A 13,299-nucleotide genomic window follows, 5' to 3' on the forward strand; every position below is an offset into this window, starting at 1 on the left:
GTTGTTCAATGGCAACGTTCCCAGAGCAATTTATATTGCCGCAAAAATTGCGTATTCGCAGCTTAGACAGCACGCAAACAGCTCAGACACAGGGCGGCATTAGCCATAAAAACCGTATTGGCTACCGGCATCGCTGGGGCTTTGATATGACCACCCCAAAACTTAATTACGAAAGAGCCATGGCGCTTTATGCGTTTGTTTGCTCAATGGGTGGTCGCTTTGGTATTTGCACCATGCGAAATCCGCTACCTATGCTTGGTGCCGGTGCAGAAAACGCCTTAGTAAGAGAAAATATCACGCAAGGTGATACAGCAGCACCGCTCTATGCACTGACAGGTAGCGTAACGGCCGCGTTAAAGCCAGGTGATTACATTCAGTTTGCCAACCATACAAAAGCGTACATGGTCACGGCAACTTTAAACAGTAATGGGCTAGGGCAAGGAACGGTGTCTTTCACTCCTAATCTGCGTGTAGATGTACCCACAGGTACGTCGATGTTATCGGGTGGCGATGTGCATTTTAGCCTTGAGCTTAAAAGTGATGACCAAGACATACAGCACCGCGCAGACTCAGAACGAGAAGTACCCATAAAAATTGAGTTTGAGGAATACATAAATGATTAGCCTAAGCCCCGAACTTAAACAGCTATTAAGAGGCCCGCACACAACCGCTTTGCTGCTTACTGTGCATTTTTCCACGCCATTTAGAGCAACAAACAGTGGCGCCAGCTTAAAACATAATGGCGCCACGTTCGTGAGTGGCTTTTGGTCAGATGATGGCATACGAACCGAGCAACAGGGGAGTCCTAAAGTGGGCGAGGTACCCATCAACTTAAATGCAATTGATAGCGCCATTTCGGCGCTTTTTTTTTCTGAAAAATGGCTAAACACCCCTGTCACCGTCGAAAAAGCATGGCTTAACAATGCGGGAAAAATAGCGTTTACCCAAGTTATTTATAAAGGGCTTATCGCAGAGAAGGGCGGCGAAGAATCAGAAAAAACGGCAAGTATCGCCCTTAAATCGGCGTCTATTTGGGCCGACTTCGAAGCGGCAAGAGGCCGTAAAGCAACCCACAAATCGCAGCAACTCTATTACCCAAACGATATGGGAATGGAATTTTCCGGCACAGTTATTACCGATATCCCTTGGGGTAGAGAGGGCAACAGCCCTGCAGTTACATCATCAGGCCGTGGCGGGCGTGGTACAACACCGACTCAGGATCACGAATGAGCTTATTCTCTAAATTAAGACACTTTACAACAAAGCTTATCTTAAACTGGTTAAACCCAGAGCCCGATCGCAGTGGCCAAGGTACCAATGTAACGAAAGCCAGCTCAGATGATCATGTTAAAGTTGTATATGGTACCCGTGAAGTTGGCGGCACCATTGTGTTTATGAACACAACCAACCCAGATGATAACGACGATGTTAAAAACGACTTGCTGCACCTGATTGTTGTCTGGTGTGAGGGCGGCATCGATGGCATCGAGGATCTTTGGCTTAACAAAATTTCAATTTTAGACCCAAAGTTTGACGCTAAAGGCGAGGGGCGCTGGGCCAATGCAGTGCATTTTACAAACGGTATGGGCAATTACAGCGACCCATATTTAAAAGAAGCCGGTTGGGATGCGCTAAGTAAAAACCATAAGCTACAAGGTCTTGCTTGCTCATATATTCGCCTTGAGTGGAGTATTGCCGATGATGCACCGTTTACTGGAATCCCCGATCTTACGGCCATTATTCGTGGTAAAAAAGTTAAAAACTTGCATACCGGTTCAGTGCAATATAGCGAAAACCCAGCCTACATTTTACATGACTATTTAACCGCCTCTATTTACGGTAAAGAGCTAGCAAGTAGCGAAATTTACCTGCAGTCATTTAAAGACGCAGCAGCCGTGTGCAACACCTTAGTGCCGCAATATCAAGGTGCAAGCGAAACACAAAAGCTGTTTACATGTAACCAAGTGATCGATACCGCGCAAAGTATTCTTGATAACGTCGAGCTGCTTGGTAAAACCATGCGCGGCATAATGCCAATTATCAATGGCCAACTGCACTTAATCATTGAGCAGGATGATCCTGTCACGCCAGAAGGGCTAAGCGAGCGCGACTTTAAATCAAAGATCCAGTACAGCAGTGGCGGCAAAAATAAACGTTATAATCGCGTTATTGTTGAATACATCGACAAAGAAGCGCTTTTTTCAGAGCAGGACGCTATTTATCCCGAACCTGGCAGCGCGTTAGAGCAGCAATGGCTTGATGAAGATAACGGTGTGGTATTAGAGCAGCGCTTTAAAGTATCAGGTTGCACCAATTACTATGAAGCCCGCCAAATGGCCCGTGTAATTGCAATGCTAAGCCGAGAGTCGCTTAATTTTACAGTCACAGCGGGCCCAATTGCCCTGCAGTTTACCGTGGGCGATATCGTACCAATCAACCTTAAAAAGCTTGGTTGGGATGAAAAACCATTTCGCTTAATAAAAAGCACCTTGCAAGACAATGGCGATTACAAGCTCACATTTAAAGAGCATCAACCGTACATTTATAATTGGTTAAGTGGTGTGGTTCGCCCGCCTATTCCTGATTCAAACTTACCACCCCCGCGTAATGTCGTTGCCCCTTCTGAGCTTGTGGCCACCGCGCTGGATGATGGCAAGGTAAAACTGAGCTGGGTATCTGCTTACACGATCTTTGATGTGGAAATTTACCGTAACAATACGCTCATTAAGCGTACAGTTACACCACAGCCAGAGTACACCATTACCGACTTAGATGCAGGCAGCTACGAAATAGATGTTCGCGCTCGCTCGAATATGGGTTACACAAGTGCCTATAGCACGTTGGCGTTTGATGTATTCACACCAAGCACACCTATTGTTAATGTGGATTCAGCAACGTATAACACGCTAGTGCTTAAAGCGCGTGTTATGGCAGCAAGTTTAGGTACAACGTTTGAGTGGCAGTTTTTTGGTTTAGTAGATAGCCCGCTTGCCAATCCATCGAGCCAAACTGGCCATAGCGTTACTTATACCGGCTTAGAGCCTGAATCAGAGTATCAAATTCAAGTACGCACAAAAAACATTGCAGGTGTGAGCCCTTGGGTAACTGTGTCTGCAACAACCACCGAGGTAAATTTAGAGCAATATATAACTGAACTACCCCTCTCAAAGCTAGACCAAGAAGCCCAAGACTACCTAAATGAAATGAACGAGTTGGTTGACCGCTTACGTGAAAACAGCGACAACAATATTGACGACCAACTTGATGACATTAAAGATAACATCGAGCAAAACCTAGATGACATTCGCGACGACATAACGACTGTTGAGCTTGGCTTTAATTACAACTTAAATACACTTGATGCCAAGATAGCCGAACGAACAGACTTTGAAAAAGTCGTGTTTGATATGACAGTTGATTATCTTAACTGGCGTACAACCTATGAGCAGCGCACAGAGCAATCAGAGCGCTTAGTCGATGCCGTGGCGTATATTGACCCAGAATCGGGCGTTATCGTTAATAAAGCGTATGAAGCAACGGGTGAAGCACTACAAGAAGCATACACAAAAATTGACGCTGTAAATGCACTAGTTGAGCTATCTACTCAGCAAGTGACCCAAACAGCCACGCGTTTAACAAAAGCAGAATCAACCCTTGCGCTACAAGCTGGGCAAATTAATAGCCGTGCAACGTACACCGAGGTGCAATCAGAAATAGCGGGAGCTATTCAGGCGCTCACCCCCGCATACAGCTGGCAGTTTAATAGCTCAGATGAAGGGTTCACTGGCGTATCAAGTCACAATGCAGAAGGCTTTATCGTTGCTATTAATGCAGTTACGAGCCCTGCTATTAGCTATATAGCTGATGACAACCCGATGTTTAGGGTTCGTGTACGCTTGCATGACGGTGCAACGTGGCGCGGTAACGTCATTATTAATGACAGCATTACATTAAAACTACCCGCACCTGGCACAGATAGCTGGGAAACCTTGCAAGTTAATGCATTGGGCCTTGCGGGTTACACGGGCGAAGTGACAAGCCTGAAATTTGATTTAGGCGCATGTGATATTGACTCGATTGAAGTTGGTAAACGTGGTGCAAACGACTTGGCACTTCAAGACATTGTTGCACGTACCACGACCCTTGAAACCGACATTAATGCCCGAACGGGTATCATGGCGCAATACGCAAGTACGGCATGGGTATTAGCTAACGGGTATCAAAAAGAAAGTGATGTTAACACCATTATTGATACGTTTAACACCACATACAGCATTACAGCAACACTGCAAGAATTTACAGATAACGACATACTCACCAAAGCCAATAATGCACAACTATTCATAGATGGTGCAGAAGCTTACATTGAGCAACAGATTGTTAGCTTTAATGCAAAGCCGGATGGTACCGACGAAAAGTTTAGCCTAGTAAACCAGCGCTTAGATGCCCAAGCAGGTATTATTGATAGTCAAATAGCACAAATTCAAGGGATAGATTTAGACCTAAAAGACGCGTCTATAAATGATGTATTAGAAGCATACAACGCGCTAATTAAAAACAACGAACTGGCAGAAGTAGGCGTACAAGTTGCGTATGCACAAGAGCAGCTAAAAGCCCAAGTTGATGACATTCAAAGCTTATCAGAGCAATCTAAGCAGCTTGTAGCAGTGTATGAGCAGAGTTTTGCAGCCATTCAGTCTGTCAATAAAGTCGTATCAAACCAATACCAAGCCCAAGTCATAAATCAGCGAGAAGTACAGGCACAGTTTAAAGACAATCAAGCAAAACTCACAGAATACGAAAAGTTTGTTGCTGATGAATTTGAAGCCGTTGCAACTCGCGCCGAAAAGATTGAAGCCAACTTAGGTGAAAGTAACAGCAAGATAGAAACAATTGAACAAGCCCGCACTACTGAAGCTGAAGCAACAGCCACGCGTTTTCAATCCCTCGAAACTAACTTAGGTGAAAGTAACAGCAAGATAGAAACGATTGAACAAGCACGCGCAAGTGAAGCTGAGGCTTCAGCCTCGCGCTTTGAGCAGCTTGAGTCTTCAATTGGTACAGTTAGCAGCTCGCTTTCAAACGATTATTACACCTTAGCTCAAACAAACAATGCCATAGCGAGCGCTAAGCAGCAATTGCAAGCCAGCATTAACGGGGTTTATTCCACTTTAAATGTTAGCTATTACACATCAGCTCAAACAAACAGTGCCATAGCAAGTGCTAAGGAACAATTGCAATCCAACATTAACGGTGTGTATTCAACATTAAATAATAACTATTACACAGCAGCAAATACAAACGAAGCCATATCACAGGCTATAAACTCCTACAGTGTGAATGTTGATGATGCGTTCACGGCGCAAACACAGCGTATTAATCATGTTGAAGCTAAAACAAATGGCAACGCGACGTCTATTAACGCGCTGGTGCAAACTGCAGAGGATCTAGAGTCGGGGCAATCAGCGCTTTCGCAACGTGTATCAGAAGTAAAAACCACTGCGGATGGCGCGGCATCGTCAATTTCGCAGCTCAAAAACCGCGTTCAAACCACAGAGCAACAACAAGCCAGTGCCAACTTAACACTGCAATCGCATGCCAATGATTTAGGGCAACTGTATGCGCGTGCGGCCTTACAAATAGACGTAAACGGTAAAGTTACAGGCCTAGATATAACACCCAACAGCATGGCGTTTGCAGCTGGTAGGGTTCTATTTGATGCGGGCAATAATGTCACCCTCACTTATGAATATGGCGGTTTACGCTTTAGGACTAACGGGGCCTTAACAGCAGCTATATCAGGGAATGGTACCTCTTTTTTACAAGCAGGTTTAGTTACAAGTCAATTCTCAACGCGTGGTGATTGGGAGCATGGCGCGAATCTTCGTGGTACATCGCAAGGGGCGCGGGGTGAAGGCCGGTATTACGCCTTTTATGCTGTCACGGGGGGGTACGGCCCATTCACAGGATCACACGATGCACTTATTGAAAAATCAATTGAGTTAGCACCTGGCGATATTGTTTGTGATTTAGAGCTTGTCAATATAGCAGACGTATCGAATGCCATTTGTACCGCCGTACCCTCAACTCAAGCTAAACAGCGTAGTGTGCGCGGCGTATTCGTCAAAAAGCACTCTACAGAAACAAGCTCAATCCCAGCCGCATTAAAAGGTTTTAGAGGGTTTCAGCGATACCAAGATTATAAACAAACCCATGACCTAGCAGTTATGAACGCATTAGGCGAAGGCGTCATGAACGTGTGTGGTGAAGGCGGTAACCTTGAAACTGGTGATTACATTTGCTCAAGCTCAATGCGTGGCAAAGGCATGAAGCAGCCAGAGCAAGACCACGAAAAGCCCTACACCATCGCACAAGCTAGGCACCCCGTTAGTTTTGATTCACCAACCCAAATTAAACAAGTTGCCGTGATTTATCTGCGCGGCTAAACAAAGAGGTATACACAAATGGCATTTACTGCAGAGTCAGTCAGCATACTAAACGGCCAAGATGTTGTTGATGTAAATAGCGCCGAAAGTATCGAGAACATCAAAGCCGGCGATTTTTTACAAATAGGCAGTTTTCCGCTGGTTGAAATAAAACAAGCTTATAAAAATGGCCAAGGCCAAAAGTTTATTCAACTTACTAAAGCGTGGGAATTAACAACCCAAAGCAATCAACCGGCTATTGTTATTCCGACAAGTGGTGAATTTCGTGCTGCGGTTAAAGCACTTCAAGATGCCAATATTCTTGTTAACGATAATCAGCAAGCCCTGCAGGATTATCAAAACAACCTAGGAACGGTGACATTTAAAAAGTCAGACGGTACCACCACCACGGTCAAAACCCTCAAGCAGATTGAAGCCGACAACCAAGCGCAGATGAATGCGTATCATCCCAACCCATGGGCTATGCGAAAGGTTGAGTTTGAAGCTATGCGAGCAGCGAATGAAGAAAAGTATGCTGCCAGTGGATTTGTGCATTTTGGTAAGCATTACCTTAGCTCAAACACCAGTGTAAGTATTAATGAAGGGTTATGGACTATCACTACACAACCAGACGCACTCAGATTGGGGAGAGACGGTGGTAGTGGGGAAAGTGAAAATGATTTTGCCGCAATTGTTATTGCTGGTGTAATTACTGAGCTTAAAGAGCTTAGTATAGTTGATACTAAAATTAAACTCCCTCCCGCTGAAGATGGCACCCGTACTTATGACAGTGCAACAGGTATCTCTACAACACACGCAACATCTGCATTGGCATTTGCAGCAGAAACAGCTACTAATAAAGTTGTAACTGATCGGGTAGATATGTGGGGCTTTGAAGCGTTCTTACGTGAAATCAATGATAACGATCCATTCGTATATAAAAAAGGACTGCCTCAATCATTAGCTACAGAAATTAATGGTGTACCAACTGTTAGCGATAATGTCAGAGCTGTTACTTATTTTGCTTGGTATGAAGGGGATACAACAAGCGGAGGTAAAGGTGTTAACTGGCAAACAGCAACAGAAGCACAGCGTATAGCTATAGCGAGTGACCCTGAAAACAATATCTACTTCGATGATGCTACAGGTAAGTTTTATCAGTGGTGTGTTCGCGGACGTAGTTTTGCGGGTGCTGGTAATGGTGATTGGCCTTTCATTGACAGTTCGAAAAGCAGTGGGCTAGTTTTTAGTATTACCCCTCTAAAAATAATTCCAAATCAGGGCATTTTAGATATAGTGCCTGACGCAACACTGAACAATTACTACATACCCGCAGCGCATAGCTACAGTATGCATACAGATGTAGGTGCTTACAGAGCAACCCGTGGTTCTCAAAAAAATGTAACAAATGCGGTGAATGGTGAATGTTATTTCTTAGTTTGTGGCACTATTGAAAGATTAAATCAAGGTGCTTACCATCCAAGCCATAACCGTTTTGGCTCAGCAAAATTAACGTCGGATGGTTCTAATTATCAGTTTTGGTACGAATATACTGGTTCTGAAATAACAGACCAGCTTTCTGTATTTGAAAATACCAGAGTAAACACAGGAGCTATCGAGCAAGAATCTGGTCGTCCTGATGGGCGTTACTACGATGCCATTTACGCAAGCGGCCAAGGTGGTGTATGTCGTGATATGCGCTATTCAGCTCATAAATTAACAGCCAAGGACTTTGCAAAAGAAGATTTAAAGATTAAATCTGGGGAGTATCGTGGTAGAGAAGCCTTAAGTATTACTAAATTTTACGCAGGTAACGTTGGCGGAAATACAGTTAGTAATGGGTGGCAGTTGCGTACTTATGATGGTGCAGGGGTAAGTGCTACGGGTGTTAATATCGCTCTAAATACTAATACCCCTGTTTTCGCTGAATCTCTAAAATACGGAAGGGTCTTTGCTGTTACAGATGGGGTTAATAGTTTGGTACTTAAAGTGACAGGGGTTTTAGTGACTAATGTGTATTCACTTACAGTGCTTGATGAAATTGGTTCTTTTCCAATAGTTTCTAGTGATTCAGGGCAAGACAGTTCAAGTCTATCTATCTTGATAGATGTTAAGCATAACGTATCTGTTGCTGGTGAGTACACCCATACCGAAGTCATAGGTGATCCTGCCAAAATTATGCTTTGTGACGATTTAAAAAATGGTTGGGTTGGGAGTTGGAATAGCTTTATTCCTGACGGTTCTGCACTTTGGTCATCAATGAAATTAAGTAAACCGACTGAAGTTACATCTTTAAACAGGGCATACACAAATGATAACGGGTTAACTTGGTCTACTACTGGTATTGCAATTGACCCAGTAACTAACGCATCATCAGTGAACGATGCTCCAGCAATTGGGCGTGTTGAGATTTGGCAGTATAAAACAAAAGCCAATATGACACAGTCAGTAAGTAACTTAGCTATTTATGGTGGCGATATTGGAAATGTTTTCTATTCGCAAGGTTGGCGTGAATGGACAGGAAGGCATTTAGGTTATTCTTTAACAGGGGAAATAAACACTTCTATTGGTGCAGGTACTAATAAATTCTTTCAAACGGTCAAACTGGAATCCTACAGCCTATATGAAGGGAAGCTTGGAGCATGGACTAGCACAAACCGTGGTTCTCCAACTCACGTATTACCAAAAGATTTTAATGCGCCTGAAAATGAAGGCCCTGCGTTTAAAGCCCTTAACTACAACGTAGCTAAAAACCAACAAGGCTTTATCAATTATGCTTACGCTGAACTTACATACGATGCCACAGCCGGTGATTGGGGTGATGACGGCAAAATTCACATCGTAGATAACCAAACCACAATGCTAGACGAGAATGGCCATACTAATTTAGTCGGCATGGCATGCTGCGTAGAACCATTAGGATGGGTTTAATATGACAAACATACTTACACCAATTTTAGAGTTTATCGAACTCGACGCCGAGCAAAATCCTGTCGTTGACGAGCAAGGTTTACCAAGTCTGATACAAGGGCCTGTGGGCCTTAAAGACATACCTGGGCTAATAGCCAAGGGCAAAATTGATAACCTAACCACGTTTGCTGAACTGCAATCAAAGCATGAACAGTACGTGTGGGCCAAAGAGTACGTTGACTATTTAGCCGAGCGTAACAAAGTTGAGCATTACAACGCGAACTTGCCCGAGCCAGTAGCCAATGAAGATGGCAGTGTTACTGAGGTTGAGCCTAAGCCGTTACCCGTTGCACCTGTTCGCCCTGCAGTAAGAACCGTTGATGAAGTACTCGAACCGTACCAAAAGCAAATAAATAAACTCAAAGGTATTGAATACAAAGGCGTGTTTGTGTCACTCAATGAGTCAAACCAAAATGGCTTGTCAGCACTCAAAAGTGCGCTTGAATTAGCCACCGAGTTTGGGGAAGCTGAGGCGTTCTTTCCGGTCAACTTCAATGCTGAAACGGCTCAAGGAGTTCAAGTTGTCACACTTGGAAATGAAGCTGAGTTTAAGCAATTGGGTCTTAACTTTATCATGGCGCGTAAAGCGTATTTTGAATAAACAACAAGGGGCTTTACGGCCCCTTTTTTATTGGAGAGCATTATGTTAACTCTACTTAAAACCTTGAGAACTTTGGTTTGCTACGTACTTTGTGGCTTACTTTTCATCACACCATTCATTGTGTTATCACTAATTGCCTTACATGGCAGCACTTGGGCCTTTAATAGTATATATAGTATAGACATAACAATATGCAGTATTTGCCACGGGACAAAGCTCGAATCTATTTCGGCTCGTAGTTACAGGCTGGGACAAGATAAGCGCTACTATTACCAAATGCGCGTTATTGATTGGTTAGCAAAACCGTTTGATGGTGCCCGTCACTGTGAGCGGGCTTATTTGTGGGAGAGAAAGGTGATAAGCATTCTCTGATAAATTGGATCGCATTTGGATCTTATTAAGAGTTAAAACAGACTACAACAGACCATAAAGCTACAGTAAACAATACCCTCATGTAGTCTGCTCTTATCCTATCAGGGGTTCAAATCCCCCCAGCTCCACCAAATATGAAAAAGGCTGCTCTCAGAGCGGCCTTTTTTATTGTCTTTAGAAATTAAATTACCCATTAAGGTGTTTAAATTAAGGGCCAGATTCGTTGGACTATTTTAACGAGAGTTATTTATTCCTAAATCACTTGCTATGGAGTTTAAAAGTAACTCATACGATTGTTTGTGAGTCGGACTTTCCATCCCTGTAAATCTATTATTCCAATCTTCTTGCCAAGAGGGCAGAGATCTTTTTTGTCCTGGGTCATCTTTTATACGAGCATCTGTTACTTCTCCTTGCCATAGAGCAAAAGCTTCTCTGTCCATATAGTTTAAGTACAAGTCAAATGTTTCAGGTGACCAAAAAGCTCTATGTGAATGCATTTTACTATTTAAGTCTCTGCGATCTTTTAAGATTGTTTCTGGAGTCATATCTTTATATTCGCCCACTTCTTCAATATAGCAATATATATTGTTTAGCTTTTTTCCGATTTTTTCGTATATTTCTGCTCTCTTGGTTATTATAATTTTATTCAAGCTAAAGTTATGATTACTTTCCTGTAATGTCATATTAGTTATTACTCCAAAAGAAGCTATGGAAATTGGCATGGCAATTCCGACAATTAGTTTTGCTATTTCGAGGCTATTCCAAACTTTATTTTCCTTGTCCACTATATACTCCTTTAAATAGTAAGAAGTTTGCAACTTATGTTGTGAAGTAACTTAAAAATAAGTGAATTTTAATTTTTTCTAAGATAAAGCTTCCCGTTTTCAACAACTCTTGTTGGTATTGAATGTCTATCTAAGTCACCATTAATTGTAAAGAGCAGGTCTTCGCAAAAATACTCATCATAGAAATGCCAAGAGTGTGACCAGTTAGCATTACTTTTAACTTTTTCCAATGTTAACCAGTGCTTCTCTACATTGACATTTACTACATTGGAAGGGCTGTTATCAGGTACTCCAACACGGCCAACTCGTGGTTGCGTGCCAAAGCGTTTAACATTTGAAAGCTTTAAAGCAGAGTCTCTTGGGTTTTGGTAATTAGTAATTCTTGTCGCATGAGCGAATAAAGAACTGGATTTTTTATCATCGCTTTGCATTGATTTTCTTGAAATATCGCCACCAATAATAGCTACTTGGCTGACATTCCAATTTATACGCTCTAGCTTTCTGTTTTGGTCTGCTTTGTAGAATGCTTCCCGGATTACATAAGCACCAGTACTATGGCCAATCAAATGGATATCTACATCGCACTTCAGATTATTCTCATTAGCTTGATTCATAGCTAAAAGCATAATGCCGTCTTTTACTAAACTCTCAGCTGTTTTTAGAGCATCGCTTCGGTCTTCTAAGTAGTTTAGTGCCGCGTTAGCGCTGGGCCAATCGAAACTAACTATCGCACCTTTAAACCCTAGCTTGTTTAAGTTCTTTTGTAATAAGTCATGGCGAATCATAATATCTTTAATACTATTATTATATCCATGTACAAATATTAGGATGTCACCGTAGGTATACCCTTCAAGTGGGTGTCCCTTGGGGTGAACTCTTTTCCTATTATTAGTTGCTCTGTTAATTACTTTTTCAAGCCAGTCACCTCTATTTAAAGCTGTTTCAGTAGGGTGGGGATTAAAATTTCCATCGTTTACTTCTAGATATCTAGTAGCACCAGGTTCTGAAATGAAAAACTCTTTTTTACCTTTCTTTTTGGTATCTCTAGTACATATGATTAAATTCGAAAGCATGATTATAACTCCTTTTATATTGGTAAATATAAAAGTTGTCATCGTTTGTTTTTTAATCAAGTTTTTTGGGTGTTTTATTATAAAAATAAGTAATATTTATGGTGGGGTTGGAGCTTTCTATAAAAAATTCTAGTTTCTTTTTATTAGGTTTGTTAAAACCGCTTTTGAGTTTTATCTGGGTTAATTGGGTTGTTTTTTTTAATGATTTGGTTTTAGGTGCCTTCAACTCGAAGACACCTTTGTCCAGTTACAGCGATTGTTTTCTAAACAACCAACTGCACAGCATCAATAATCGGTTTGTTTTCGATATCTATGGTGTCGATAATATGTTTGTGTAGGCGCTTTTTGTGCTCTGCGAAAATAGCACGTTTTTTATCGAACTGGCTGGCAAATTCGAGGGCGGTATTAAATAAAGTTTCGTTGTCTGGGCAGGCTTGTTCGATTACATGATCAGTAGCAAGTTCGCCTGCGGTAACGCGGCGCCCTGTTAGCATCATCTCGTTAAAGCGATAGTCTGGAATGGCTTTTTTAATAAAGGCGAGCATGCCCGGTAAAAACGGGATTGATAAGTCAACTTCGGGGAAGCAGAAAAAACCACGATCGCTTTGCATAAACCTAAAATCACAAGCACACGATAAAATAGCGCCGTTACCAAAAGCGTGGCCATTGATCGCTGCAATAACTGGCATTGGGAAGAGTAATAAGCGTTTAAATACAGCATCCATTGAATGCATAAAGCCACTTACTTCTGCAAATTTTTGTGTTTTTAATGCGGGCATAAGCCAATCAGTATCTATGCCCAAACTCCATGATTTTTCGCTGCTTGAAGTGATCACTAGTGCTTTGTGCTCAGGGTTACTTTCGATTTCGTCAAGGCTAGTTAAAAAAGCCTCTGCAAAAGCAGGGTTGTGGCGATTTTCAGCTGTTGTCATCGTTAAAATAGCAACAGAGCCTTGTGTACTTACATTCATCAGTGTCATGCTACGCCTTTATTTTATTGTGTCGTGGGCATAGTTATATACCATCGCCTTGACAAAATAAACCACAAGTCTGACCAGTTGTGAATTTAGGGG

The 13,299-nt window shown here is 42.3% G+C and carries 8 protein-coding genes; 5 read left to right on the plus strand and 3 right to left on the minus strand.

Annotated elements, in window-relative coordinates:
* Positions 1–8 precede the first annotated feature (8 nt).
* Genes EVU92_RS10190 through EVU92_RS10210 form a run of 5 tightly spaced genes read left to right on the plus strand, consistent with a single transcriptional unit; the run spans position 9 to position 9,996 of the window.
* The gene (locus tag EVU92_RS10190; RefSeq protein ID WP_130051137.1) at positions 9–623 is read left to right on the plus strand and encodes a hypothetical protein; all 615 of its coding nucleotides are present in this window, start codon (positions 9–11) and stop codon (positions 621–623) included.
* Positions 616–1,230 (plus strand): hypothetical protein, encoded by a 615-nt coding sequence (locus tag EVU92_RS10195; RefSeq protein WP_130051138.1) that lies wholly within the window; start codon positions 616–618, stop codon positions 1,228–1,230. Before EVU92_RS10190 ends, EVU92_RS10195 begins: the two co-directional genes overlap by 8 nt.
* Positions 1,227–6,446 (plus strand): hypothetical protein, encoded by a 5,220-nt coding sequence (locus EVU92_RS10200; RefSeq protein WP_130051139.1) that lies wholly within the window; start codon positions 1,227–1,229, stop codon positions 6,444–6,446. The genes EVU92_RS10195 and EVU92_RS10200 overlap by 4 nt, the downstream gene beginning before the upstream one ends.
* An 18-nt stretch (positions 6,447–6,464) precedes the next feature.
* Positions 6,465–9,356 (plus strand): hypothetical protein, encoded by a 2,892-nt coding sequence (locus EVU92_RS10205; RefSeq protein ID WP_130051140.1) that lies wholly within the window; start codon positions 6,465–6,467, stop codon positions 9,354–9,356.
* A 1-nt stretch (position 9,357) separates the two neighbouring features.
* On the plus strand, positions 9,358–9,996 hold the full coding sequence (locus tag EVU92_RS10210) for a hypothetical protein (protein ID WP_130051141.1): 639 nt from the start codon (positions 9,358–9,360) through the stop codon (positions 9,994–9,996).
* 605 nt (positions 9,997–10,601) lie between these two features.
* Here the strand turns inward: EVU92_RS10210 and EVU92_RS10215 are convergent.
* The 3 genes from EVU92_RS10215 to EVU92_RS10225 all read right to left on the minus strand — a co-directional run bounded on the left by EVU92_RS10215 (position 10,602) and on the right by EVU92_RS10225 (position 13,206).
* Positions 10,602–11,153, minus strand: coding sequence for a hypothetical protein (locus EVU92_RS10215; RefSeq protein ID WP_130051142.1), 552 nt, complete (start codon positions 11,151–11,153; stop codon positions 10,602–10,604).
* 68 nt (positions 11,154–11,221) lie between these two features.
* Positions 11,222–12,226, minus strand: a complete 1,005-nt coding sequence (locus EVU92_RS10220) for an alpha/beta hydrolase (RefSeq protein ID WP_168990011.1) — start codon at positions 12,224–12,226, stop codon at positions 11,222–11,224.
* Positions 12,227–12,489: 263 nt separating this feature from the next.
* On the minus strand, positions 12,490–13,206 hold the full coding sequence (locus tag EVU92_RS10225; RefSeq protein ID WP_130051144.1) for an enoyl-CoA hydratase/isomerase family protein: 717 nt from the start codon (positions 13,204–13,206) through the stop codon (positions 12,490–12,492).
* Positions 13,207–13,299 lie beyond the last annotated feature (93 nt).

Origin of the sequence: Pseudoalteromonas sp. MEBiC 03485, from assembly GCF_004195145.1 — a bacterium.
Lineage (GTDB): Bacteria > Pseudomonadota > Gammaproteobacteria > Enterobacterales > Alteromonadaceae > Pseudoalteromonas > Pseudoalteromonas apostichopi.